Raw genomic sequence first — 26,599 nt, 5'->3', positions numbered from 1 at the left:
TTTCAGGATAAAAAGAAATGAGCTGGCGGGAATACTATAGGGAACAAAACGCCCCACAGGCTAAATCAACCTAGTGGGGCGTCGTTTTTATTGACGATCGATTAGTTTGAAGTCTTTTGGCACCTCAAAACGACTCGTATGTTCACCTGACATGTTAGCGGCTGTCACTTCTCGAATATAAGTAACGAGCGGCTTCCCATCTTCCATACCCATCCATTTTTTGGCACCTTTTTCTGCTTGTTCAGAAAAGAAGCTACCCGCCATGTCTTTCAACGAGTTAACAGGATCTTTGGCATCAAACTCAGGATCATCCTTTTTGGTTTCTGCCTCTTGGCAAGCGTTAATATCGGCATACCACTCTAGCTTCACAGAGATTGGCTCACCATTAACGGATGTCAATTTTTTCATCTCATTTTCTTTACCAGCGCTGAAAAACGCCAAAACTTTTTCCATATTTTGATCAAGCAAACGAGCCAAAGGTGTTTCAGCAATCACTTTATCGTAATATTTTTGATCAAAGTCATGCGACTCTTTTAACGCCTGATTAGCTGACACATCAGCCATCCAGTAATCCATCGTAACTGTGTGCTTGTCACGATTACCTTGATCATCTTCTGACACCAAATCCCATTGCGCGACATACTGGTCAGCGATAAATCCATTTATCTCTCTACCCTTTGCTTTAGGTGTCACCGTGAAATCGAATTTTTTCACCTCAACTTTACAACTATCGCTTCCAGCTGGATTATAGTCTTCTGTATCTTCGTCATCTGAACCTTCATTTTTGAGCTGTTCTAGAGGGCTCAAAGAGCTACAACCTGCTAAAGGACACTCCGCATAGTTTTCAGCACTGTAATTTACCTGCCAAAGTAAGTTTTTATCTAAGCGAGTAATTTCAGCTGTGTGATTATCGCCAGCAATCTTACTTGTGATCCAAGAGTCGTACTCTGTTTTTGTTTCTAATGTGCTTTTATTACCAGCGGTATAACGAACCGTTGTTTGGGTGGCATCAGGCAATAAAGGCCCACTGGTACGAATGCTGGCTTTTATAACGCTCACATCAACAACAGGGGTTTTATCAACGACTTGACCAGCACAACCAGCTAAGAGTAAAGCAACGCCAGGAACGGCAAATGAGAGTTTTAAATTCTTCACGAAAGAGTCCTTCTAATTTTAATCCAAGATATAACAAGCCAAGAAAACTACATTCGACCTGAATTGAGACCAGATACTAGCGTCATCAACTTACAACATCAATACAATAAAAAAGGCCAGCATTGATGCTGGCCTTTTAAAAATACTATCAAAACAACAGAGTTAGGATTGCTCGCGCACTTTGCGCTGACGCTCTTTTTCAAGCGCTTTTTCCAGACGATGCTTTTCAACCGCGCTTAATACTTCTGCACCAATGTGCTCTTCCCCACGAGAGCGAGCAAGCTGAACTTGGCGCTCACGTTCAATAAAACGCTGACGTTGTTCATCGGTAAGTTTGTCAACACAATGCACACAGCTAACACCTTGAATGTAATGTTCGCTTTGTTTCTCTTCTTCTGTAATAGGCATACGACATGCGTGACACTGGTCGTATTCCCCTTTTTGTAAGTCGTGGTTCACAGACACACGATTATCAAACACAAAACACTCACCTTCCCATAAAGTTTCTTCTTTTGGCACTTCTTCCAAGTACTTCAAAATACCGCCTTCTAGGTGATAAACCTCTTCAAACCCCTGCTCCAACATATAAGCAGTCGATTTTTCACAGCGAATTCCACCTGTACAGAACATGGCAACTTTTTTGTGTTTCGCAGGGTCCATATTTTCCTTCACGTAGGAAGGAAACTCACGAAAGGTTTCTGTTTTTGGGTTAACCGCATTTTTGAACGTACCGATTTTAACTTCGTAATCGTTACGCGTATCAACAAGAACCACGTCAGGATCAGAGATCAAAGCGTTCCAATCACTAGGCTTAACATAAGTACCAACCACACGCTTAGGGTCGATACCTTCTACACCCATGGTGACGATTTCTTTTTTAAGCTTCACTTTTGTGCGGTAGAACGGCATGTCATCGTCGTAAGACTCTTTGGTCACTATGTTGTCTAGTCCAGGTTGCTGATCCAACCAAGCTAACAAGGCATCAATACCGTCGCGAGTTCCAGCAACCGTGCCATTAATACCTTCACTGGCTAGCAACAAGGTGCCACGAATACCGTTGTCTTCCAGTGTTTTCTGAAGCGGTTCACGGATGGACTCAAAATGAGGCAGTTCAACGAATTTATAAAGGGCACATACTACGACTTTAGACATATCTTTCTCCTATGCGATCTGGAACGTAAAACCAGAGCAATTAAACAAGGCGCGTATTATAGAGAATTATTGATCTGGATCAAGCGTCGACCCTGTGGTGGTATTTACTCGGAACCAGCCAGCGATGCTGTGTCGCGTGCGCTTTGCCACTACAACTTCGTGATAAAAACATTCGCTAAGAAACACCGCCAGCCGACCTTTTTTTGGGAAAAAGCGCCCTACTTCAACAGACGGATCATTTTCATCATAAATAACCAACTCTCCTCCGTCTCCGTCTTGCCAATTTTCGTTAAGGTACAAAACCGTCGATAAGATACGGTTACTTTCGCCTTTAAAGGCATCGATGTGCTTCTCGTAAAACGCCCCTTTTTCATATCTGGCAAAATGCGCTTCGTAGTCGAACAAACCAAGAAACAAACGGCGATTCAAGGCAACGCGCAGTTCGGCCATCATTTTCAAGAAATCTCTACGAATCGGCTTGTCTGGATCGATCCACTGAATGTAATCACGGCGCGCATCGAGCACAATTTGGTGATCTTGCTTACGCCCAACACCGGCCTGCAACATAAATGCATTTTGTATGTTTTCTGCTTCGTCCATTAAAGCCTGAGTGAAATCCGTTGAAAAAAAGTCATCCTGAACACTCCAACCTTTTGTCTGTAGGTCCATTAGCAGATTAGAGAATGGTTCCTCTCGACTAAAAGCAGGAATAGAATTTTCAACATACAGAGCTTTCGCAGGCAGAACGGCATTCGACATAGATAGATTATTCACTTCTAAAAAGGCAAAATTACTAAAGTTGCTATGATACTGTAGCCTGACAAACAAGACACTAAGATTTAGCGACGTAGATTTAAAACAAGATGAGCCAACGATTTCAATTACGAGACTATCAAATTCAAGCCGTTGAAGCGTCTTTGTCACACTTTCGCATTAGCAACGACCCTGCCGTCATCGTTCTACCCACAGGCGCAGGGAAAAGCTTGGTCATTGCCGAATTAAGTCGACTCGCCAAAGGCCGGGTTATTTGCTTGGCTCATGTAAAGGAATTGGTTGAACAAAACCACACTAAATTCTTGGCAACCGGTGCATCAGCGGGGATTTTCTCTGCTGGGCTAAGTCAGAAAACCAGCACAGAAAAAACCACCTTCGCCAGCATTCAATCACTGTCTGCAAACCTTGATGATTTTAACGAACCAGCAAGTTTAATTATCATCGATGAATGCCATCGCGTCGGCATGGAAGAAAGTGGTCAATACAATAAAGCCATCGAGCATTTTCGAGCGCTCAATCCAAAGGTAAAAATCCTCGGATTGACCGCCACTCCTTATCGTTTAGGCAGTGGCTGGATATACCAAAACCACTACCATGGCTACACACGAACATGCACAAACTCATTGTTTAAAAAGTGTATTTTTGAGCTACCGCTACAACACATGGTGAAAAAAGGCTATTTAACACCGCCAATTCATTACGATGCCGCCATTGCTCACTATGATTTCAGCTTGCTCACAGAAAGCTTAGACGGTGAGCACAGCACTGACGACATTGCTCTGAACGAGCTTATTCATAAACACCCACGAGTCACCCAAGCGGTGACAGAGCAAATACGACAACTTAGTGAAAACCGCCAAGGGGTGATGATTTTTGCCGCCACTATTGACCACGCAAAAGAAATCGTCAGCTACCTTCCAGCAGACAAAACCGCACTGGTCACAGGGAAAACCAAACAAAAACAACGAGATTCGTTAATCACTGCTTTCAAAAACAAAGAGATTAAATATCTTGTTAATGTTTCGGTATTAACAACGGGCTTTGATGCGCCTCATGTCGATGTGATCGCCATATTACGCCCAACCCAATCGATCAGTTTATTTCAGCAAATCGTTGGCCGTGGACTGAGACTAAGCCCTGGCAAAAAAGACTGCCTAGTCTTGGATTACACCAACAACGGCTACAATATTTTTCAGCCAGAGATCGGGGAAAAACGTCCAACTCAAGATTCTGTAGCAGTGCAAATTCACTGCCCTGCTTGCGACTTTGCCAATACATTTTGGGGAAGAAAAGACGCTGAAGGCAACATCCTTGAACACTTTGGTCGCCGTTGTCACGGCCTAGTCGAAAACGAACAAGGTGAAGAACAATGTACCTACCGCTTTCGTTTTAAGCGTTGCCCTCACTGCAACGAAGAAAATGACATCGCTGCAAGGCAATGCCAACACTGCACGGAAAAGCTCATTGATCCGGACGATTTATTAAGAAGCGCACTTAACCTAAAAAACAACAAAGTATTACGCTGCTCTGCAATTACGCCGGAAATAAACATCAAAGAGAAGAGCATCAAGATCACCTATCACGATGAAGATGGGCTAACACTTTCAGAAACATTCCGCTTTAACTTCAAAAAATCACGACAAGCTTTTAACGACTTATTTGCACGAAGAATTGCTAACGGCAGTCAGTCTATAGAGTTTGACAAACTCGAAGAAGTGAAGCCTTTTTTGCCTTATTTGCCTACACCAGACTTCGTCATTGCAAAGAAACAAAAGCAACATTGGCAAGTAACAGAACGGTTATTTGATTACCAAGGGCCATATCGCAAAGCCAACGAACTTAGTTAAGATAATTTGCCACTGTTTTTTAATGCATTGCGATAAGACACTTCAAACGGCAAATTCATTCTTTTTAAGTGCTCTATCGCATCTTGACCCAGAACCCCTTTCGGCACTCCGGTTAGCAACACAAACCAATAGTTAGAAATCATATTTTCGGCAAAAATACTGGCTGTTTTATCGTCTACGCCGACTTGCTTAAAACGCTTAATGATACCTTCTGAAACCACAGCCATTTGATTAGTGTGGAAACCACCTTTTGCCAAGCTATCTAATAGAACCTGTCGAGTAAATTCTGCATACTTGTCATAGAAATCAAACAACACTTGCGCCATTTGCAGAAGGTAATCTATTGGGGAAGAACTGGCTTTTTGAGAAGCAACTGCGGCACGAAGCGCCACATCCATTTCATCAAAGAAGATGTCTTTTACGAGGGAAAGTTTATCGGGAAAATGAACAAATAAGGTACCAACAGCGATGCCTGCTTTATCACTTAAATACCGAGTACTGGTTGCCTCAATACCCTGAGTTAAAAAAGCTTGCTTAGCGATGGCTTTGATTTTAGATCGAGTATTGGCTTTTTGCTGCTGACGAAGACTCACCTTTTCATTTCCTCTAAGAAAGACAGTTAGGGAGTCTAGCTGTTCTCACTATCGATGACGAGCAGAAATTTTAACGACCAAAATAGACATTAGGAACAGGAGAATGATTTAACGAGACAGATAAATCATTCATAAAAGACACGACACGCTCAGCGTTCACACCAAAATCCCCATCTCCCACTCTAGAGCAGGACCGCATATCAACACGTACTTTGTTTTTTTCCTGAGTGATTCGAATCACCACATCATCACGAAAACCAAAAATAGGCGTACGCGCTGTCGCTTCAATAATTCCAGCACCGGAATAGGTAGCAACAACTTCCCATTCACGCTCTTCTACCAAGTTTGATACGGCAGCAAAGACAGTTGCAGGGTCTTTTTTAGAAAAGAGCGGCTTAACATCTGGGTAATACTCATCCTGAATAGAGGCCCAATCCGTATTGTAGCTTAAATCATTTTCTTTCGAGTTTCGGATGAAATTTACATTGAGATAAGTGGGAGGGTTTTGGGTGTCAGTGGTGATATCGTTAATATTTGGTAACTCGGCACGCTGGAAATAAAACACAATCCACATCGCGCTGTATAAGAAAGAGACAATAAGTACTAAGAAAAAGAAGCGCTGAACCCCTACATTTTTTTCTTTTCTGCACGCCCCCATTGAGATCGCTGCGAGAATAGAAAGCACCAGAGAAGCAAAAACACTTTTTCGCAACATAGAAAAGCCTGTTAATGGCTCAAAAATCCCTACTCTCACACCAGCGATAGATATAAACGCAACGCATCCAACAAGCATTAGCAGAATATATAAAACCGGAGAGATATAACGACTCATAGACAACTCATAGCGAAAAAATAATATCTCGAACAATATCGCGACTTTGTTACAACGAACAGGTGCAAAAAGGCTCTTCGAGCTCATTCCTTTGTATTTGCATATTTTCTGTAAGGTTTTTGACAAAAAAAACAAATAACCACATCTAACCATTCAAAAATAAAGGATCCAGCCACTGACTCAAACTGGACATCACAAACAAATCATCGATAATGGCGCAGCCGAAATAAGAGCTCAATTACCATGAACAACACACCAGCTAAACATTCTGTCGACCTACTTCGTGAAGAATGTAAAACAGAATCCATGAGACCTTTTATCGCTAGAGGCTCTAACGCTGTCCGATGTAATCACTGCCTAATGGCAGAATTTGCCTGTTTTTGCCATCTCAGAAAAAGCATGTCATCTCCAATTGAGTTCATTCTACTGTTTCATCGTGATGAAATTCACAAACCAACAAATAGCGGCAGACTTATTGCCGATTTATTTCCACTGGACACACAAGCTTACTTATGGAGCCGTACAGAGCCATCTGAGCCACTATTACATCTCCTAGAAAGCCAGCGTGGAAACTGTACCGTATTGTTTCCAAACACAGAAACGGCACAAGCCCAGAACAGACCATTCAGAAGCGTTGCCCCACCCAGCCAACAAAACAACAAAAAACACACGTTTATCATCTTGGATGGAACCTGGAAACAAGCAAGTAAAATGTTTCATCAAAGCGAATGGCTAAAAGACATCCCTCACTTTGAAATTAACAGTGAAGCCCAGCGCTCGTTCTTGGTTAGGCATTCCAGCCATCAAATGCAATTTGCAACCGCAGAAGTCACGGCTATGTTACTCGATACATTAGGTCACGAAAAACACAGCCAGCACCTGTTACGTTATTACCAAGCCTTCAATGAGCACTGTATGAGCAGCAGAAAACGAGGCAACAACCTATCATTATGAAACTTAATTACAAAATATACGTTTCAGACAACCCTAGCCTAAGATTCAACTACGCACTTCGAAACAATAAGTTAAGCCAGCCGTTAGTATGAAATTGCGCCGCTTGTTTTTTCTTTTTGCCGACCAAAATAGGCCCATTGTCTAAAAAGAGAAACGCCTTCCAAGTGCGTTTAAAAACGCCCCAAGGCAATTCAAAAACCAACTCATTATGGCAGCAAAAAAACACCGTCGTGTCATCTCCCCAAGCGGCAAAATGCGTCAGCACTTCTTCCGGTAATGATGCCTGATCACTGTCCCATGCTTTTTCCCACTGAAGCTTGCCATCAGGGGCTTTTGCGCTATCTTTCTTTGGCCAGTCATTGTCAGAGAAATGATCAGGATGCACTTGCTCATCACTAATATAATCTCGCCAAATTTGAGCTGCCCGTTGTTCACTTAACAAGCGGATTTGCTGCAAATCCTCCGACTCAATTTTGGGGTCATTACGCTTAAAAATCCAACTCTTGGAAAACTGTTCTAACGATTGGTACAAGAAAATTTCCTTAACAAATTAAATGATGAAAAAATCTAACCTAACGAGTGAAAAAGGATCGTTTGTTCAATCCGTCAAGCTTCACTAGTATTATCATTGTTGTAATAAAACAACACCTTTCATTAACAAATCAGGAGAATACTATGGACTCTCAAGAACAATACGAAGCATTACTTGCAAAATGGGGCTATGCAGACACTAGCGTTGAAGATCACGCTCGCCGCCAAAGACGTGCTCGTCGTATCAAAGCGGTTGTTACTTTTTTCAAAAACAGCCTTAAAACCATCAAAAAAGTAAGCTCTCGTCCACAGCAACTTGGTCAAGCAAGCAACTAATATTGGAAGAATAAGCCCATAATAATTGGCTGTTAGTGTATCGTAAATAGATCTTTTTAAGGGGAGAAAAATAATAAAACCCCTCCCTTCCTTAACCTCCTCCAAATTCGTTATCATCAATACTCATTCACAACAAAACATCTTCTTTTATGACTTACTCTTACAAAGCGATAATCTTTGATTGCGATGGCGTTATTGTCGATACAGAAAATATCTCCAATACCATTTTGAAAACAATGCTAAGCGAATGCGGTCTTGAGTTAGACGACGAGACACTGCACGCCAAGTTCACAGGGTTTACCAATCAAGAAAACCTTATTAATGCCGAGAAATTACTAGGCAAACCTCTACCAGCAAACTTTGATGAAGATTATCGACAACGCTTTCACGCTGTCATCGAAGCTGACTTAGAGCCGATAAAAGGCGTCCGAAACTTACTCAACAAAATCACGGTGCCAATCGCCATGGCCACTAATGCACGCCGCAAAGAAATGGATTTCAAGCTAAACAAAATCCAACTAGCAGAACGTTTTGCTACACGTTTTTGTGTCGAGGATGTAGACAATGGCAAACCTGCACCAGATCTCTACTTAAAAGCAGCAAAAGCACTCAATGTCACACCAGAAGATTGTTTGGTTATAGAAGATTCTATCGCAGGGATTACAGCAGGACGAGCAGCAGGAATGCGAGTACTTGCCTATAGTGAGACGCTTGATGCACAAATGCAAACGGCGGCTGGCGCAACTCAATGCTTCAAAACAATGAAAGAACTAGAAGGCTTGCTAGGCATTTAACAAACCTTCTAACTACTCTAATTCGTCTAAACCAATTAGTTAGACATAGATTGCAATTGTTTTAGCAGACTCTTTGGCAACTCTTTAATTGTTAGAGTTCCGGAGTCTGCATCAAACACCACAGACTCATTCAACAAGTCGCTATCAAAGCTAATCGTCAAAGCACGTGAACTACCAGACAAACGCGTCAATTTTTTCAGCGCGGCTTTTTCAACGAAGATTTCTTTCTCCATTTTGAAGCTATCAGAGTCAGCAATTTCCAAGAACTTATTCGCCTGCTCGACAGAGAATCTTGACTCAACTTGAGACGCAATTTCTTTGATTGCCAATGGCTCGCGATCTTGCGCTTTTGCTTGGCAGTGCTCAGAAACCACTTTTTTAAACTCATTTGCCTGTTTCGATGGAAGGCCTTCTGATTGACAGAACGCGGAGGTCAAATCCACCAGCTTACGCGTTTCTTTGGCGGCAACTTTCGGCTCATCACATCCAATAAACTGTGTAAAATATTCACTCTCGAACTTAGGCGCACGACCAAAACGAAAAGAAATATAACGACCCTCATCTCCTGCCTGCCATGCAGTCAAATTAATACGCAGCGACATGTGAAGCTTTTCCGTCTCTATCTGTTCAATTTGAGACAAACTCAAATCAGTACCAAGACCAATGCCTTTTTTGCGCTTTAACATAACAATATATAAGAAATGCGTATCGTGCAGTTCGTAATGGTTAAACCACAACAAACCACCCTCAGCTTCTTCTACAGGCTCTAAATACTTCAGATATTCCGCAGCACATTCTTTAGTAAACCCAGCAAAGTCGACAAAAGTATCGTTTTTAAAATGCTTAAACAATAAAGCTGGTAATTGCGCACCCTCCTCACTGCCTTGAGGATTTACGAAGCGCCCTGTATTCATTCCAGAACGATTGAATAGATTCGTTACCTGAGCAGACAACGCCTCGGCTTGTCCATCTACTGGGTTTTCATTGGGACGCGCAATCAGAATCGCCTTGCGCTCACCTTCATGCTTTTGAATCTCGTGCACAATTAAGTTGCTAATAGACACCAGCTACCTCTTACGTTTAATATGGATGATTGCGATCATTTTTTAACCCATAGCTTTACTTACAGGATCTTCCCTAAACAAAACACTATGATAAAACCAAAAACCACCAAAAGAGACACACGAGAAGAACTTGAGTCTCTGGTAGATCAATTTATCAAGCAAAACGGAACGATCCAACAAGTAAATATGGGTGAATCCGGTTTAGTTGATGGCAAGTATAACACGAGCCACCTAGGCTTTAACGAGCCTAAACAAGATCGGACGCCATTAAATCACGTTGTCGCTGCAATTCAACAAAGAAAGCAAACCAAAGCACCTGCCACACCAGCCATAAAAAAGCGCCCCAAGAAAAAAATAATCTATGACGATTTTGGCGAGCCTATCCGTTGGGTTTGGGAAGAATAAGTATATAAAGAGGCTCTTCTCTTTAGAACTTTGAATTACCCTTTTAATCCTGTGATAATATTTCTCATATTATTAATATCTATAGGGATTTCACTATGTCTATCAAATATCTGCACGCAATGATAAGAACAGACAAGCCAGAAGAAAGTCACACATTCTATACCGAAGGTTTGGGGTTAATTCAGACTCGACGCATGGACAGTGAAAAAGGTCAATTTTCACTTATCTACTATGCAACAGAAGAAGGCGCGCCAGAAGTGGAGCTAACACATAACTGGAGCGACCGTGAATACACTGGCGGCGATCAGTTCGGCCATCTAGCGTTTGAAGTCGATAATATTTATCAAGTATGTGAAAAACTACAATCCTTAGGTGTCACTATCCTGCGTCCGCCTCGCGACGGTCACATGGCTTTTGTCAAAGACCCAAATAACATCTCAATCGAGCTTCTGCAAAAAAATGGCTCCCTTGAAATACAGGAACCTTGGGCGTCAATGGAAAATATTGGCAGTTGGTAATTACATAAAATTACAAAACTACAACTTCTTTAAACTACGCTACAAAAAAGCCATGGTGATACAAAAGGTTTTTCCATAAGCTAAAACAATCGAAAAAGTCGAAAAGGAAGTTGAGGCACAATGAAGTCTTTATTCAAATCCATCAGTCTGATCACAGCATTATTTGCTTTTGATCAGCTTTCCGCTGCAGAAAGCTTGTACGCTTCCAACGTACAAGCTCGTCTAGCGGATTCAGACAAAGATGGTGTTATTGATGCAAGAGACCTATGCCCAGACACACCTCTAGGAGTAGCCGTAGACAACGACGGTTGCCCTTTCGAAAGCACCAAACTTTTGTCTATCGAGCTAAAAGTTCTTTTTGATTCCGGTAAAGCCGACATTAAACCGCGCTTTTATTCAGAACTAAAAGAGCTGGCCAAATTTCTGCAGGATAACCCAACCAGCAACGTCGTCATCGAAGGTCATACGGATAGCCAAGGTTCAGCTGAGCTGAACTTAGCCTTATCCCAACGACGCGCCACAGCAATCGCTGACGTATTGGTAGACAGTTTCAGAATCAAAGCAGATCGAGTGAAAGGCATAGGCTATGGCGCAACTCGCCCAATAGCAGACAACGACACAGCAGCCGGACGCCAAATGAACCGTCGAGTTGTTGCGGAAGTCTTCGCGAAACAGAAATTTGCTAACGAACGCTGGACAATCTATAGCGTGGACCAAAATGCCAGCACCGCTCTCAATAAAAACTAATCCCCTTTAGCTTTTTAATAGAGTTGAAAAAGAGGCGCTACATAAGCGCCTCTTTTATATTCGCTGCCTTCCTTTTCCTATACGCCGTTCCCACTTCGGAACAAAATAGAATCAAAGTTAAGTCCAAGTAGATTATTTGACCCTAGGCCAAATAAAAATGGCCTAGCGGAAGCGCTAAGCCATTGTTTTTGTCTACTTGGTTAAAACAACGTCTTAGCTTTTTAACGACGCAGGGTTCTTGATCCATTTCACAAGCGTGAAGCTACACGCAAGAATAATCAAAGTCGCGGGTAAGCCACCAAGGTTAGAAAGCGATTTGATCCCTGCCACACCGACGGTGCTGACCATAATCCATGCGACCAAGCCAATGATGGTTCCCCATAAAATCTTGATCGGCATGCCGACACCTTCTTGTGAATCCGCATTGAAATCTTTCACACACAAATCACCAATGGCGTCCGTGCTGGAATCGGCTGCTGTCACATAAGAAATAAAGGCAATAAAGACTAAGATTGCAGATGTCAAAGCACCCAATGGTAGCTCACCAAAAATATGGTAAAGCAGCTGTTCGATACCGCCGTCATTCAATACCGCGTATAGCCCGCCATCGCTGTTTTGATCCATGAAGATCGCGGCACCGGAAAACACGGAGATCCATAGCAACACAAACAAACTTGGGAATAAGACGTTCACTTGAATGAATTCACGCACTGTGTAGCCACGGGCAATCTTACCTAGGAACATTGCAGTAATCGGTGCCCAAGCAAACCATACAGCCCAGTAAAATACACTCCACCATTGTGGCCAAGGGTCATTCGCTGCTTGCCCAGTAAACAGGCTTAGACGGAAGAAGTTCTGCAAGAATGCACCTAGGCCTTCTACACCAATTCCCAGCATATAAAGCGTTGGTCCAAAAATCAGCGTGAACACAAATAAAGCAATCAATAACCAGAAGTTCACCATCGAGAGACGTGCAATGCCTTTGATCAGTCCACGTGCAGCAGACAAAACAAAGGTAACAACAATGACGGCAATGATAATCCCTAGAGTAACAGCGTTACGTTCAATAGGTAGGTATTGGCTCACACCACCCAACAGCGTTAACGCGCCTGTACCTAACGAAGACGCCATCCCAACCACCAGTGAGTACAGCGCTAAAGCATCAATCACACTGCCCATTCGACCTTCAACGTATTTACCGAATACAGGGCGCAAAGAGCTACTAATAGAGTAAGGCAGTTTTAGATTGTGAAATGCTAAGGCAAAGATCAATGCAGGTACGGCATATATGGAGTATGGAGTAGGTCCCCAATGCAGGAACATAGCTGAAAATGCGAACAACACGGCATTTGGCGAGTTTGGCTCAATTCCTAGGCTTTCTGGTGGCGCATACACATGATACAAAGGCTCAGCGGTTGTCCAAAACAACACGCCTACCGCTAATGTGGTACACAATACAATCATGAACCAACGGGATTTTTTCAGCTTTGGTGTTGCGTTTTCACCACCGATACGAATATTGCCTAACTTTGAAAAGTAAGTAATACCAATCAGCACCAGCAGGTAAAAACTCCCTAAGCTGAATAGCCAAGAAAAATGCTTAAGCACAAAATTGTTTGCTATTCCGGTATATTCAGTAAAAAGCGTCAAGTCCACCAAACTGAATATTAACGCGCTAACCAATATAATAAAGGTTGGAAAAAAGACCAAAGGTCGTAATGATTTAAACATGTAACATCCTCACAGAGATAATCGATTAAACGCCTGTTCGCTTGATGGTTTCTTCAAACTCTTTGCTGAAAATCCGCTCCCCATCATGAAACGCTTCCCAAGTGCTGGTGATGTAAAAATGCCCGTGGTCACAACGCATGTGATACAGACCTTTTAAGCCAGTCCACCAGCCTTCTCGCCCCATGGTCAGGTCAAATACCAACTTAGACTCTGCTGTCAGAGGATCATCAGGATGGATGGTCTGCCATTGACTCATCGTCATATCAATAACGCTTTCACAAGAGTTGTAATATTGACGACCGAAGTCATCATGGGTTTCTAGCGTCACCAGGCCGGTTTTATAATCGTGATGCACCACTCGCTCACTGTTCGTTGGGCGCAGTGTTTCACCATCGATTGCGACTGGCGTATTCAGAATAGGCGGCTCGATTTCTGTGACTAATTGGGTTCTATGTGGCACTTCGATACTGCTTAAAGCAGACTCAAGTGTAATTGTTGCCTGATCAGGAGATGGCCAAATAAGTGGCCAACATGCTGTCGAAACGGAAATCCGTAAACGGTGTCCTGCAGGGACGTTGTAGGCAACATGAGTAATCGGTACTTTAACCCTGTACAACTCACCTGGTGTTAATGGCTCAACAAATTCATGACTGTCGCGATGGGTTAGGTTTAAGACCCCCACACTGATTCGAGTAACTGCGCCATCAGGATGCACGTCGCAAACTCTTACTGCGAGGTTTGCTGTCGGCGTGTCGCTACGAATCGCCAAATTTGCCATTACTTGACCAGCAATCGCCAAGTCGTCTTCTAGAGGCAAGGTGTCAAAACACAGAGAACCTGCATCGTCAGCGCGCTGATCAGCGGGTTGCTCCATAGCAAGACGAATACCTACGCACAAACGACCACCGTTTAAACCAACCGTTTGCGGCGAGCAGACCTGCTGCGCCAAAGCCGTTGGCTGTGGCGTATCCATCAACTGACCGTTCGCTGGATAAAAGGTTTTCTTCTCTGTCTGAGGCGATGGCCACGATGGCTCTGAAATCCACAGACCTGCACGCTCATCATAATCCGTTTGTGGACGCACGCTGTCTTGCATGTAATAAGTGAGTTCAGGCTCATCATCGATACCGTTTTTGATGCCTTTTAGCCAGCGATCCCACCAACGCACCGACTCTTCCACATAATCCATTTTCGGATTTGGATACGCAATATTTGGGTATTTATGGGCCCAAGGGCCAACTAAACCTTTGCGCGGCACATCAACAAGATTTTCTAATAATCGAAAGACGGTATCGCGATAGTTATCGGCCCAACCACTCATAGCGTAGACAGGAATTTTAATGTCGCTGTAATTCTCACAAATTGAGCCATGCTTCCAATAATCATTACGGACTTGCTCAGTAAGCCAAGGCTTCGCTAGAAATGGCATTTTATTTAGACGATCCAGCCACTGCTCTTTCCAGCCTTCACCGACCAGTGTTGCATCTGGTGCGCGACCTTGTGCATACGCCCAGAAAAACGATGCCCAATCCAAGTTATCATTCAGTAAACAACCACCCATGTAATGAACATCTGTAGCGTAGCGGTCATCAGTTGAGCACTGCGTGATGATGGCTTTTAAAGCGGGAGGATTCAGTGCTGCCACTTGCAGTGAGTTAAACCCGCCCCATGAAATCCCTACCATGCCAACACTGCCACTACACCAAGGCTGTTTAGCTAGCCATGCGATAATATCGAAACCGTCTTGTAACTCTTGCTTGGTGTATTCGTCGGTTGTATGCCCTTCTGACTCTCCGCAGCCTCGAAGGTCGACTCGAATGCAGGCATATCCTCGCTTAGCGGTTTGTGCCATGGTGATCTCGTCTCGAACAATCGTGCCGTCGTTCTTACGATAAGGTAAAAATTCAAGTATCGCTGGAACAGGGTGCTCATCGGCATTGCTTGGCAGCCATGCACGATAGGCGAGCTTAGTGCCATCAGGTAAGGGCAACATAGCGTGATGAATGTGTTTGATGTGTTGCATAACTTCCTTTCGTTCTATTTGTAGTGTCTTTTTATATTAGGAAGCTGAAATTGTAAGTAAAACGCTATTTTGTTAGTCTCACTTGAACTAAAAGTTCAGGGTAGATAGTTGTATGCCAATTAATAACCGAACCATTCCCTCTTTAAACAGCCTTATTTTATTTGAAGCATCGGCTCGTCTTGGCACCTTAACCAGCGCCGCCAATGAACTTTGCGTCTCTCCAACGGCGGTCAGCAAACAAATCAAACAGCTGGAAAGTTTCCTGAACACCAAGCTATTTATTCGCAAAAAAACAGGCCTAGAACTGACAAAAAAAGGACAAACTTATTTAGAAACGGTTCGAAAAACCCTGACTGTCTTGGCGGAAGAGTCTCAAAAAATGGATGATAAAGTCTCTCCTCTGCCGCTTAATTTAGAAATCGGTGCATGCTTCAGCCACTTTTGGCTCATTCCTCATTTAGATGATTTTCGCGATAAATACCCGGATATCATGCTCAATATAAGCATCAATAATGAGCGTAATATGAGTGAAGTGAACAGCCACGAATACGATGTGGCATTTTATTACTCGTCATTAAAAACCTCTTATAAAAACAACTTTTTGCTGTTTAACGAGAGAATGCTATTGGTGTGCAGCCCCAGTTTTCTAGAAAAACATCCCGAGTGTCATAATTTAAAGCACATCTGGCAGCAACCTCTGCTTGGCCTCAAAGACGCCCCAGACTTCTGGGAAAACTGGCAAACATGGGCGGCACACTCAGGAATTGACTATCTGGAGCCATTAAACGAAATTCAGATGGAAGACCAAATTGCCGTGGTTCATGCTGCACAAAACGGCTTAGGTATTGCCCTCGCTTGGGATTGGCATGTGGAAGATTTGATTGCAGAAGGCAGCTTAGTCGCCCTTACACCTCCTATTGAATGTAAAAACAACGCCTTCTTTTTAACACGCACCGAAAACGCCAACCGATACAGTGCAGAATGTTTTATTGATTGGGTGATGGAACGGGTAGCGGACCAGAGACACGTCGCAAAGATTTAAAAACCTTCACTTCCCTTCTACACATTACCAGCCAAGTTATCGTCTTTTAGATAGGAGTATTTATTACAGACGATGGCTTTTTCTATTTGTTACACTGTTATAAATAACACCAAATAAGAGAGAGTTTTATGGCTAGTGTTGGTTTTTTAGGATTAGGCATCATGGGCAAAGCCATGGCCACAAATTTAGTAAAAGCTGGATTTGATGTAACAGTATGGAATCGTAATTCAGCAAAATGCGATGAGCTAGTAGCATTGGGGGCTCACCAAGGAATAACACCAAGAGACGTCGCCGCTCACTGTGACATCACCTTTGCGATGGTGTCTGATCCTGACGCCGCATTGGCGCTTTGCCAAGGCCCAAATGGTGTTGCGGCAGGCATTGGCGCTGGTCGTGGTTATGTAGATATGTCTACGGTGGACGATACCACCTCAAAAGAAATCGCGGATTTAATTACTCAAGCAGGTGGGCGTTTTTTAGAAGCACCTGTTTCGGGTACAAAAAAGCCTGCTGAAGACGGCACTTTGATTATTCTCGCCGCTGGAGATCAATCTCTATATAACGACGTTAAACCTGCGTTTGAAGTCATGGGTAAAATGTCCCCTTATCTTGGCGACGTCGGCCAAGGTGCCAATATGAAGCTCGTGGTCAATATGATGATGGGCGGCATGCTAAGCATTTTCAGCGAAGGTATGTCTTTGGGGCAAAAAGCAGGGTTAGATGGCCAACAAATTTTAGACATTGTCGAGGCTGGCGCTATGGCCAACCCAATGTTTAAAGGCAAAGGCGCCATGTTACTGAAGGGCGATTACACTACCAGCTTCCCGCTCAAGCACATGCAAAAAGACATGCGCCTTGCGGTAGCCTTGGGCGATCAACTAGACCAGCCCTTGCCAACAGCCGCTATTGCCAACGAAGCGTTTAAGCAAGCATTAAAAGCAGGCTTTGCGGAGGAAGACATTGCTGCGGTTTATAAAATAGTGAAGTAATCTAAAAGGAGCATAAGGTGATATGACGCTAATTATTCTCTTATGCTCCTAGCCTTAATTAAAGTGAACACACGGCAAAAACCACTCGTATTGAAATAAGGAAATAACATCCAGCCAATTTGATTTGTTCATTGCACTCCCCCTCCGTGCCCGCAGATTCCGTTAGCATGATATATACTTTTTTTACATATAAGAGAAAAAACGGCTGTAAATCCTTATCGATAATGAAGGGGACGATGATGAACGATAGTTTCAACACCCAGCAACAACTCACAGTTAACGGCGAAGCATTTCAAATTAATTCTTTAAAAGAGCTGGGCTCTGCCGCTAAACGACTACCTTTTTCTTTAAAAATATTACTTGAAAATTTACTCCGCAATGAAGATGGCGTAAGTGTCAAAACCCAAGATATACAAGCCCTGCTAGACTGGGATCCTCACGCAAAGCCCTCTACTGAAGTCGCTTTCACCCCTGCCCGCGTTGTCATGCAAGATTTTACAGGGGTACCGGCTATTGTAGATTTAGCTGCCATGCGCGATGCCATGGAAAAATTAGGTGGCGACCCTGCAAAAATAAACCCTTTATCGCCAGTTGAACTGGTGATTGACCACTCGGTACAGGTCGATGGCTATGGTAATGATGGGGCATTTGATTTAAACGCTAAGCTGGAATATGACCGAAACAAAGAACGTTATGAATTTCTACGTTGGGGACAAACTGCATTCGACAACTTAAAAGTTGTACCACCAGCAACCGGCATTGTTCACCAAGTCAATTTAGAATATTTAGCCCGTGTCGTCTTCAATGAAGATAGAAACGGTCAAAAGTTCGCCTATCCAGACACCCTGGTCGGTACAGACTCTCACACGACCATGATTAATGGTTTGGGGGTTCTTGGTTGGGGTGCCGGCGGTATTGAAGCCGAAGCCGTCATGCTGGGGCAACCTATTAGCTTACTTATTCCGCAAGTTGTAGGGGTAAAATTAAGCGGTCGATTACCCGAAGGTACCACTGCAACCGATTTGGTACTTACTGTTACAGAGATGCTGCGTAATCATGGCGTGGTAGGGAAATTTGTCGAATTTTATGGCGATGGCCTCGCCGACCTTCCATTGGCTGACAGAGCAACCATTGCCAATATGGCGCCAGAGTACGGTGCCACCTGCGGGATTTTTCCTATAGATGACGAAACCATCAACTATCTGCGTTTAACTAATCGTGACGAACAGCAGCTTAAGCTCGTTGAAGACTACGCCAAACACCAAGGCCTATGGCGCAATAATGGTGATGAAGCAGACTACACTGATTCCCTAGAGTTAAAACTCGATGACGTGGTGCCAAGCTTAGCGGGCCCTAAGCGCCCACAAGATAGAATTGCCCTTGACCAGGCTGGCGATGTACTTAAAAAACACCTACAAGAGTTTCAGGATGAACGCATAGAACGTCGTGAAAAAAATGACGAGAACCAAAAGATTATCGAAAGCGAAGGCCCTGCTACCAATACCGAGGAACCGGTGAGCGAAGCACAATTCATGGGAGCCGCAAACGTTAAATTTAAAGGCCAAGAGTTTGAACTAAACGATGGTGCCTGTGTTATTGCGGCTATTACAAGCTGTACTAACACCTCCAACCCAAGCGTTATTTTGGCAGCAGGCTTAGTCGCCCAAAAAGCAAAACAACGAGGTATTAATGTAAAACCTTGGGTAAAGACCTCACTCGCACCGGGCTCCAAAGTGGTCACTGATTATTTAGAAAAAGCTGGCCTAATGAGTGATTTAGAGCATCTTGGCTTTAACCTAGTGGGCTACGGCTGTACGACTTGTATTGGCAATTCAGGTCCATTGGCAAGCGAGATATCGGATGCGATTCAAAAGCACCAACTTATCGTAAGCTCTATTTTATCGGGTAACCGTAACTTTGAAGGCCGCATTCATCAGGACATAAAAATGAACCTGTTGGCCTCACCACCGCTTGTCGTTGCCTATGCCATTGCAGGGCGAACAGACATTGATGTGTATAAGGAACCATTGACCCACGACGAACAAGGTAACGCTATTTACCTCAAAGATATTTGGCCAAGCGTCAAAGAAGTAAGTGACTTAGTAAAAGCCACTGTTACCAAAAGCATGTTTGAAAAAAACTATGCCAGCGTCTATGAAGGCGACCATCGCTGGCAACAAATTCAGGTTCCAGACGGTAAATTATACGATTGGGATGATGCTTCGACCTATATTAAAAAAGCCCCTTTCTTTGATGGTATGACAGTCGAGCCACCAGGCATTCCGACGATAGAGGGTGCACGCTGCTTGGCGAAACTTGGCGACTCTGTCACCACAGACCATATCTCACCAGCAGGCGCCATTAAAGCAGACTCACCGACAGGCACCTACTTGCAGAAAAACGGTGTTGAAAAAAGCCAGTTTAATTCTTATGGCTCACGTCGCGGTAATCACGAAGTTATGATGCGCGGCACCTTTGCCAATATAAGACTGAGAAATCTTCTTGCCCCCGGCACCGAAGGCGGCGTAACTCGCACCCAACCCGATAACAACCTAGCCAGTATCTACGATGCGGCAATGGATTATCAGAAACAGAATACACCGCTCATTATTTTGGCAGGTAAAGAATATGGCACAGGCTCATCTCGTGACTGGGCAGCGAAAGGATCACTGCTATTAGGTGTAAAAGCGGTCGTTGCGCAAAGCTATGAACGAATCCACCGCTCCAATTTAATCGGTATGGGCGTGCTCCCCTTGCAGTTTAAAGACGGAGAAAGCCATGAGTCATTAGGAATAACAGGACAAGAAGTGTTCTCTATCGAAGGATTACAGGACAAAGTCGATGAAGTAACCTTGGTAGTAGATAAAGACAATGGAGAAAAATTAAACGTCAAAGTCGACCTACGCATAGACACCCCAAAAGAATGGGACTACTACAAACATGGAGGCATATTACAGTACGTATTACGCAATATGCTTAATGGATAAATAATATCCGCTGTAATCCCTAAGCAAAAAAGCCAAGGGGCATCATTGCACAAACATGCACCTTGGCTTTATTACCATCAGTTGTCTTAGCTAAAACATTGCCGCTCAAACATACTGTCCGGCACAATAACCGCTGGCCCACGCCCATTGGAAATTGTATCCGCCAAGCCAACCGGTCACGTCAAGAACTTCCCCTATAAAGTAGAGACCTTTTTGTTTTTGCGACTCAAAGGTTTTTGACGAGACCTCATTTGTGTTTACACCACCCAAGGTCACTTCTGCGGTGCGATAGCCTTCTGTACCATTTGGAGCGATGTCAAAGTTGGAAAGATACTGAAATAAACTGTCAATTTGGTCGTTCGATATTTGCGCGCTACGTTCGGTTAACCATGGGAATTCTATTTTGATCAATTCAACTAATCGCTTAGGCAGAATATTGGATAAGAACCCTTCGTAACTTTTCTTCGGTGAGTTTTGGCGCAGTTCAAGTAAATTATCTATTGATAACGTCGGTGCAATATTGATATTAAGCTCTTCGCCTGGCTGCCAAAAATTGGTGATTTGCAAAATAGACGGGCCACTTACACCGCGATGAGTAAAGAGCATTGGTTCTTGGAATGTCACGCCATCTGCTGTAGCAGAAATATCACAAGCAATACCAGACAGCTCTGCAAGTTGTGCCTTACGGTCTGGTTGTATCGTAATGGGGACCAAGCTAGCGCGGGTCGCTAAAATATCATGACCAACCTGCTTGGCTATTTCGTAGCCAAACCCTGTTGCCCCCATGGTGGGAATGGATAATCCTCCTGTGGCAACCACAAGGGACTCGCAAACAAAGTGACCTTGGCTGGTTTTGACCAGTGTCTGACCATCTTGAAAGTCGATATTATGAATTTTCGTATTTAACTTAAGTTCTGCTCCCGACCATTCAAGCTCTGTCAGCAGAATATCAAGCAAGTCTTTTGCAGAGTGCTCACAAAACAATTGCCCTGGTGCCTTTTCAACATAATCCAAACCATGACGATCGACTAGATCTACAAAGTCTTGCGATGAGAATCGACGTAATGCAGAGATACAAAAATGCGGATTATCAGACAAGAAGTGTTTCGGGGCTGCATCCATGTTCGTGAAGTTACAACGACCTCCACCAGACATGAGAATTTTTTTACCTGCTTTATTTGCGTGATCCAATACCACTACTTTTTTACCACGGTAAGCCGCCGTAGCCGCACACATTAAACCAGATGCACCTGCACCAATTACGATCACATCAACGTTATCCACAACCAACCTCTTCGCTTATTTGTGGCTGCATTATAGTGTCTAGCTCATTTATTGCCATCGAATCGGGTTACTTTTGTACCAAATAACAGCAAAAAGCAAACACCCAGATCTTGTCCACAGAATCCGTTAAGAAGGCTGTGGGAATCATTAAAATTCCCTTTAAATTCAATTAAGTAAATAAAATCAAACATTATTTTTTAAATATTTAAAAAATATCATTTAGATCAAAAACAAGAATTTTTTTTGAGAATTGCAAACTTTTTTTGAAAAAGACGCTATACAAATTTACTGTTTGAATATACAGTACTGTATAAATAAACAGTAAAGATATTTTAAGGATGTGGATATGATCAAGCTATTAAGCCCTACTCATACTATTCATAAAGTGGCACTTCTAAGTGTTATTGCCTTGGCTTTGTACGCACCAGCTAAGGACCTTATTCAATTTGCAGAAGCACACTTTGCAAAAGAAACAATCCAGATTGTTGATGCTTCCTTTGGTACGAACATGCCTTGGCAGAAAGCCAACTCTTCTTATGTGAAAGTAAGCCAGAATGCACAGACAAGCCTTTCTCGCTCACAAATTATTTATACGAAATTACGCTTCAATAATCCGACATCAGAGCCTCAAACATACCGTAAAATTTGGCTTAATTTTTCTCATGAAAATGGCGACCAGGAATACACGACTGATTACACCTTGTATAACGCAGAGACTCGCCAACGATTGATTGGCCAATCCATTCAGCTAGGCCCAGATAGTAGTATTGATGTGGTTGCTGCCTATCGCTTTATTCCAAGCTATAAACATAAATCACCTGTTAGTATGAGTGTGTCTTGGGAAGGTCAAGATTTACTACGGGACAAAGCGTGTGAATACGATCTTCACAATACAGCCGGAAATACATTTCAATATCAGTGCGGACGATAACGCCCGCACCAAAAACGCAAACAATATGCAAGAAAGTTATTGATAATCGTTTTTATCTCCAATATTATGCAAGAACAAATAAATTTGGAGCCTCAAACATGAAACGATTGTTAACCCCCATCGCAATATGCGTTACAGGTGCGATGCTTACAGCATGTGGTCCAGCCACAGTGAAACAAGAGTCTAGCGCTATTACTGCAGATTCCGTTGTTGTTCATTATGCCGACATTGCAGAAGCTGTATATGCAGACTCATTAACGACAGCAAAAGCGCTACGCTCCTCTATTGATACTTTCTTAGCAAAGCCAACTGAAGCCAATTTAAAAGCGGCTCGAAACGCTTGGATTGCTTCTCGCGTTCCTTACCAGCAAAGTGAAGTCTACCGTTTTGGTAATGCCATCGTTGACGATTGGGAAGGCAAAGTGAATGCTTGGCCATTAGATGAAGGTCTTATCGATTATGTTGCAGCCGATAGTTACGGCACAGAATCCGATTTAAACCCACTTTACACAGCTAATGTTATCGCATCGAAAAGCCTGAATATCGGTGGCAAGAAAGTCGATACGACTCACATTACACCTGAACTTATTGCCAATAGCCTTCAAGAAGCGGATGGCATCGAGGCAAACGTTGCCAGTGGTTACCACGCCATTGAGTTTCTTTTATGGGGCCAAGATCTAAATGGCACTAATCCTGGAGCTGGTGAACGCCCTGCAACCGATTATGATTTGAAAAACTGCAGCAATGGTAATTGTGATCGCCGCCGTGACTATTTAGTTGCTGTGACTGACTTGCTAATTTCTGACCTAGAAGAAATGGCCAACAACTGGAAACAAGGTGGCGCTGCACGTGCTGCTTTATTAGAAAAAACGCCTGAACAAGGCCTGTCCACTATCCTAACAGGCATGGGAAGCTTGGCGTATGGCGAATTAGGTGGTGAACGTACCAAACTTGGCCTAATGCTTCACGATCCTGAAGAAGAGCATGACTGCTTTTCTGACAATACACATTGGTCACATTATTACGATGCCAAAGGTATTAAGAATGCCTATTTGGGTGAGTACAAACGTGTCGATGGTAGTTGGGTAAAAGGCGCATCTCTTTCTAATCTAGTCTCTAAGCAAAATCCTCAGCTCGATGCAGAGATGAAGCAAAAGCTAAATGACACAGAAGCGGCTGCGCAAGCAATGGTCGATGCGGCTAAAACAGGCCAGACCTTTGATGTTCTGATCGCAATGAATAACACAAAAGGAAATCAGCTAGTGCAAGATTTCGTTGATTCATTGGTTGATGAAACACGCACCACCGAAGCGGTGATTCACCAGTTAGACCTACAAGGCATTGCACTTGAAGGTTCCGATAGCCTAGATAACCCTAGCGCTGTGTTTGAATAAATATTTGTTTACAATAAAAGCCAAGGAAGGCTTTGTCATCTAGTCAGTTAATGGTATTTGTCTATTTATGACAGCGTATTTTAGAAAAGTGTTTTTTCTTATAGCTGGCGTTTACGCCAGCTTTTTTTGTTTCCAGAACCCTGCCATTGCCGACAGTTATTCCAAACCTTTTGTCGGCATTGAAGTTGAAGACAAGCTAAACTTCTCTATAGGTAAGAACGTCTTTCAAAAACTCTGGGTGCCCTCACCTTCATCAACAACGGCCAGTGATGGTTTAGGCCCATTATTTAATACTCGCTCTTGTAACAATTGCCATATCAATAATGGCCGAGGTCATGCCCCTGAAGAAAATGTTAGTGGCGTGTCTGTGCCATCTTTTTTAATACGCCTAGGTAAATCTTACCCAACTTCCTATAAACCACCCCAAAATATTTATCCTCATATTGGGGACAAACGTTACGGGCATCAATTTCAAGGGCATAGCTCGCCAGGTATTCAGCCAGAAGGTGATTACTACCTTACTTATGACACACACATTGAAATATTGGACGATGGTACAGAAGTCGAACTAAGAGCCCCAAATCTTCACTGGCGCATTCTTAATTATGGCGATTTTGAAGACAGCACTCGCTTCACCATGCTGACTTCACCAGCGTTAATAGGAATGGGCTTACTAGAGAATATTCCAGCGAAAGACATTATTGCCCTGGCAGACCCAGACGATAGCAACAATGACGGGATAAGTGGTCGCGTCAGTTGGATAAAAAATGGCGACAACATTCTTTTAGGGCGTTTTGGCTATAAAGCATCTGTACACTCGGTTAGTGCACAAAATCAATCTGCCTTTAACAATGACTTGGGGTTATCCACGCCATTAAATCCGTCCCCACACGGAGACTGCACTGCATTTCAAACAGAGTGCCTAGCCAGCCCAACAGGAAACAGTCCCCACTTAGACAATTTAGAAGTCGACAAACAACAAGCTAGATTAGTCGATTTATTTGTCTCTCTGTCTGCTCCTCCCGCTATGCGCAATTTAACGAAAAAATCGTTTTTAGAAGGAAAGCGTTATTTTGATGATGGTGGTTGCGCTAGCTGCCATACACCGAAAATGAAAACCGGCGACAACTCAGAATTTTCTGTCTTAAATAATCGCACATTCTATCCTTTTACCGATATGTTGCTGCACGATATGGGGCCAGCACTGGCGAGTGGCTTCCCAAGCTTTTCTGCCAGTACCACTGAATGGCGAACAGCACCTTTATGGGGAATGGGGTTATCTGATAAGGTTTCTGGTCGCGTGAGTTTTTTACACGATGGCAGAGCAAGAAACATTGAAGAAGCCATTCTCTGGCATGGCGGAGAAGCAAAACAGAGCCAAGAATATTATAAGAGCCTAAACCAAGAACATCGAAAAAAACTCATCTACTTTTTGGAGTCGCTTTAATGAAACACTTTCCAAAACTAATTGCGCTGGTGATTAGTGCCACATCCCCTTTGCTAGCTTCAGCAGGCCAATGGGAAGGCCCTCTAAATGGCATTGTTGATAAGATTGTAAAACAAGGTTACAGCGCATATTCCGATTCCTCCAAAATACTACAACAAAGCACCACGACGCTTTGTGGCTCACCATCACAAGAGACTCTACAAAGCGCACAAGACGCTTTTCAGCAGAACGCCTTAGATTGGCAGCAAGTTCAGTGGCTAAACTTTGGTCCCGTTACTTACTTCATGCGCTATTACGCCTTTGAATACTGGCCTGATAAAAAAGGGGTCACTCAACGCCAACTTAGAACACTTGCTCAAGGTAATCCAGACGTTATGGACGCCCCTAAGTTTTGGACAAAAGCCAGTATTGCAGTACGCGGTCTGACCGCCATTGAAAGCCTACTTTATCATCCAGACTTCGAACCTATTCATTCTGCTAAGCATTGCCAATTGCTTAAAAAGGTCACAATGCATCACTTGGAAAGCGCCGACGCCGTTGCCACTCAGTGGCAAAATGGCAAAGCTCAGGATTGGGTGTTTGATGAAGAAGGCATGGGATTTGATCATGAAAAAATCGCTTTAGAACAATTTTTGCAGCAGTGGGTAGAGCATATGTCGGCCGTAAAAGACGCGAAACTTGAAACCCCCATTGGCTATAATGGCCGTGAAAATTTGAAATTGGCCGAGTTCTACAGAAGCGACCTGCCTTTGAAAGCAATTCAGCAAAACCTTAAATCGTATCGTGAAATTTATCACGCAGGTTCTCCATCGCTGTTCGACATGGCCAAACAGAAAGATCCAGTGCTTGCTGAAAAGTTTGAAGTACAGCTTACGCAAAACCTTAAGCTAGCACTTCAGCTACCTAGTGATTTCTTTCACTCTGATGCCAACTACTCACAAGAAAAACGCATTGCGCTCGCAAAACCTTTAGTCCAATCAATCTCTAACAGCCAGTCATACCTAACGAGCATAGTCACTCAACTTGGTTTCCAAATTGGCTTTAATAGCAGAGACGGAGACTAATTTAA

The 26,599-nt window shown here is 43.3% G+C and carries 24 protein-coding genes; 14 read left to right on the top strand and 10 right to left on the bottom strand.

Features of this window, described 5'->3' with window-relative positions; all coding sequences use genetic code 11:
* Positions 1-87: 87 nt before the first annotated feature.
* The 3 genes from DFP75_RS02860 to DFP75_RS02850 form a co-directional block, all read right to left on the bottom strand.
* Positions 88-1,155 carry a hypothetical protein gene (locus tag DFP75_RS02860; protein WP_110572029.1) on the bottom strand — a complete coding sequence of 356 codons (1,068 nt, stop codon included), beginning with the start codon at positions 1,153-1,155 and terminating at the stop codon, positions 88-90.
* 162 nt (positions 1,156-1,317) lie between these two features.
* The gene (gene trhO / locus DFP75_RS02855) at positions 1,318-2,307 is read right to left on the bottom strand and encodes an oxygen-dependent tRNA uridine(34) hydroxylase TrhO (RefSeq protein ID WP_110572027.1); all 990 of its coding nucleotides are present in this window, start codon (positions 2,305-2,307) and stop codon (positions 1,318-1,320) included.
* Positions 2,308-2,373: 66 nt separating this feature from the next.
* Positions 2,374-3,066 (bottom strand): 2OG-Fe(II) oxygenase, encoded by a 693-nt coding sequence (locus DFP75_RS02850; RefSeq protein WP_110572025.1) that lies wholly within the window; start codon positions 3,064-3,066, stop codon positions 2,374-2,376.
* Positions 3,067-3,170: 104 nt separating this feature from the next.
* Here DFP75_RS02850 and radD point away from each other — a divergent pair, with 104 nt between their 5' ends.
* Complete coding sequence (gene radD / locus DFP75_RS02845) at positions 3,171-4,928, top strand: DNA repair helicase RadD (protein WP_110572023.1); 1,758 nt, start codon at positions 3,171-3,173, stop codon at positions 4,926-4,928.
* Here the strand turns inward: radD and DFP75_RS02840 are convergent.
* Complete coding sequence (locus tag DFP75_RS02840; RefSeq protein WP_110572021.1) at positions 4,925-5,521, bottom strand: TetR/AcrR family transcriptional regulator; 597 nt, start codon at positions 5,519-5,521, stop codon at positions 4,925-4,927. The two genes, radD and DFP75_RS02840, sit on opposite strands and share 4 nt — an antisense overlap.
* 70 nt (positions 5,522-5,591) lie before the next feature.
* Positions 5,592-6,353, bottom strand: coding sequence for a DUF1499 domain-containing protein (locus DFP75_RS02835; RefSeq protein ID WP_110572020.1), 762 nt, complete (start codon positions 6,351-6,353; stop codon positions 5,592-5,594).
* A gap of 243 nt (positions 6,354-6,596) precedes the next feature.
* Between DFP75_RS02835 and DFP75_RS02830 the strand changes: the two genes are divergently transcribed.
* On the top strand, positions 6,597-7,307 hold the full coding sequence (locus DFP75_RS02830; protein ID WP_110572018.1) for a tRNA-uridine aminocarboxypropyltransferase: 711 nt from the start codon (positions 6,597-6,599) through the stop codon (positions 7,305-7,307).
* Between the two features lie 49 nt (positions 7,308-7,356).
* On the opposite strand, the gene DFP75_RS02825 is transcribed toward DFP75_RS02830, so the two are convergent.
* Positions 7,357-7,839, bottom strand: coding sequence for a DUF2947 family protein (locus tag DFP75_RS02825; protein ID WP_110572016.1), 483 nt, complete (start codon positions 7,837-7,839; stop codon positions 7,357-7,359).
* 143 nt (positions 7,840-7,982) lie between these two features.
* Here DFP75_RS02825 and DFP75_RS02820 point away from each other — a divergent pair, with 143 nt between their 5' ends.
* On the top strand, positions 7,983-8,174 hold the full coding sequence (locus DFP75_RS02820) for a hypothetical protein (protein ID WP_110572014.1): 192 nt from the start codon (positions 7,983-7,985) through the stop codon (positions 8,172-8,174).
* Between the two features lie 149 nt (positions 8,175-8,323).
* Complete coding sequence (locus DFP75_RS02815) at positions 8,324-8,968, top strand: HAD family hydrolase (RefSeq protein WP_110572012.1); 645 nt, start codon at positions 8,324-8,326, stop codon at positions 8,966-8,968.
* A 35-nt stretch (positions 8,969-9,003) separates the two neighbouring features.
* On the opposite strand, the gene DFP75_RS02810 is transcribed toward DFP75_RS02815, so the two are convergent.
* Positions 9,004-10,032, bottom strand: a complete 1,029-nt coding sequence (locus DFP75_RS02810; RefSeq protein WP_110572010.1) for a nucleoid-associated protein — start codon at positions 10,030-10,032, stop codon at positions 9,004-9,006.
* 87 nt (positions 10,033-10,119) lie between these two features.
* Here DFP75_RS02810 and DFP75_RS02805 point away from each other — a divergent pair, with 87 nt between their 5' ends.
* From DFP75_RS02805 to DFP75_RS02795, 3 genes are all read left to right on the top strand, one after another.
* The gene (locus tag DFP75_RS02805; RefSeq protein WP_110572008.1) at positions 10,120-10,437 is read left to right on the top strand and encodes a hypothetical protein; all 318 of its coding nucleotides are present in this window, start codon (positions 10,120-10,122) and stop codon (positions 10,435-10,437) included.
* 95 nt (positions 10,438-10,532) lie between these two features.
* Positions 10,533-10,955 carry a VOC family protein gene (locus DFP75_RS02800; protein WP_110572006.1) on the top strand — a complete coding sequence of 141 codons (423 nt, stop codon included), beginning with the start codon at positions 10,533-10,535 and terminating at the stop codon, positions 10,953-10,955.
* A 120-nt stretch (positions 10,956-11,075) separates the two neighbouring features.
* Complete coding sequence (locus DFP75_RS02795; protein WP_110572004.1) at positions 11,076-11,702, top strand: OmpA family protein; 627 nt, start codon at positions 11,076-11,078, stop codon at positions 11,700-11,702.
* Positions 11,703-11,915: 213 nt separating this feature from the next.
* On the opposite strand, the gene DFP75_RS02790 is transcribed toward DFP75_RS02795, so the two are convergent.
* Both DFP75_RS02790 and DFP75_RS02785 read right to left on the bottom strand, forming a co-directional pair.
* Positions 11,916-13,433: a BCCT family transporter gene (locus DFP75_RS02790; RefSeq protein ID WP_110572002.1), complete on the bottom strand. Its 1,518-nt coding sequence runs from the start codon at positions 13,431-13,433 to the stop codon at positions 11,916-11,918.
* A gap of 25 nt (positions 13,434-13,458) precedes the next feature.
* The gene (locus tag DFP75_RS02785) at positions 13,459-15,456 is read right to left on the bottom strand and encodes a CocE/NonD family hydrolase (RefSeq protein ID WP_110571999.1); all 1,998 of its coding nucleotides are present in this window, start codon (positions 15,454-15,456) and stop codon (positions 13,459-13,461) included.
* A gap of 112 nt (positions 15,457-15,568) precedes the next feature.
* Here DFP75_RS02785 and DFP75_RS02780 point away from each other — a divergent pair, with 112 nt between their 5' ends.
* The 3 genes from DFP75_RS02780 to acnA all read left to right on the top strand — a co-directional run bounded on the left by DFP75_RS02780 (position 15,569) and on the right by acnA (position 20,474).
* A complete protein-coding gene (locus DFP75_RS02780) occupies positions 15,569-16,498 on the top strand; it encodes a LysR substrate-binding domain-containing protein (RefSeq protein ID WP_110571997.1) in 930 nt (309 codons plus the stop codon).
* A gap of 128 nt (positions 16,499-16,626) precedes the next feature.
* Positions 16,627-17,487, top strand: a complete 861-nt coding sequence (locus tag DFP75_RS02775; protein WP_110571995.1) for an NAD(P)-dependent oxidoreductase — start codon at positions 16,627-16,629, stop codon at positions 17,485-17,487.
* A 239-nt stretch (positions 17,488-17,726) separates the two neighbouring features.
* On the top strand, positions 17,727-20,474 hold the full coding sequence (gene acnA / locus DFP75_RS02770) for an aconitate hydratase AcnA (protein WP_110571994.1): 2,748 nt from the start codon (positions 17,727-17,729) through the stop codon (positions 20,472-20,474).
* A 105-nt stretch (positions 20,475-20,579) separates the two neighbouring features.
* Here acnA and DFP75_RS02765 read toward each other — a convergent pair whose 3' ends face one another.
* Positions 20,580-21,710 (bottom strand): BaiN/RdsA family NAD(P)/FAD-dependent oxidoreductase, encoded by a 1,131-nt coding sequence (locus DFP75_RS02765; protein ID WP_425451215.1) that lies wholly within the window; start codon positions 21,708-21,710, stop codon positions 20,580-20,582.
* Positions 21,711-22,104: 394 nt separating this feature from the next.
* Here DFP75_RS02765 and DFP75_RS02760 point away from each other — a divergent pair, with 394 nt between their 5' ends.
* The 4 genes from DFP75_RS02760 to DFP75_RS02745 all read left to right on the top strand — a co-directional run bounded on the left by DFP75_RS02760 (position 22,105) and on the right by DFP75_RS02745 (position 26,594).
* Positions 22,105-22,689, top strand: a complete 585-nt coding sequence (locus DFP75_RS02760) for a hypothetical protein (protein WP_110571990.1) — start codon at positions 22,105-22,107, stop codon at positions 22,687-22,689.
* Positions 22,690-22,787: 98 nt separating this feature from the next.
* Positions 22,788-24,083: an imelysin family protein gene (locus DFP75_RS02755; protein ID WP_110571988.1), complete on the top strand. Its 1,296-nt coding sequence runs from the start codon at positions 22,788-22,790 to the stop codon at positions 24,081-24,083.
* A gap of 67 nt (positions 24,084-24,150) precedes the next feature.
* Positions 24,151-25,530 carry a di-heme oxidoreductase family protein gene (locus DFP75_RS02750; RefSeq protein ID WP_110571986.1) on the top strand — a complete coding sequence of 460 codons (1,380 nt, stop codon included), beginning with the start codon at positions 24,151-24,153 and terminating at the stop codon, positions 25,528-25,530.
* A complete protein-coding gene (locus tag DFP75_RS02745; RefSeq protein ID WP_110571984.1) occupies positions 25,530-26,594 on the top strand; it encodes an imelysin family protein in 1,065 nt (354 codons plus the stop codon). The genes DFP75_RS02750 and DFP75_RS02745 overlap by 1 nt, the downstream gene beginning before the upstream one ends.
* Positions 26,595-26,599: the final 5 nt, after the last annotated feature.

The sequence above is a fragment of the Marinomonas alcarazii genome (genome assembly GCF_003208215.1).
In the GTDB taxonomy this organism is placed as follows: domain Bacteria; phylum Pseudomonadota; class Gammaproteobacteria; order Pseudomonadales; family Marinomonadaceae; genus Marinomonas; species Marinomonas alcarazii.
The sequence above is the reverse complement of the archived record's forward strand: the minus strand, read 5'-3'. Positions and strand labels throughout refer to the sequence as shown.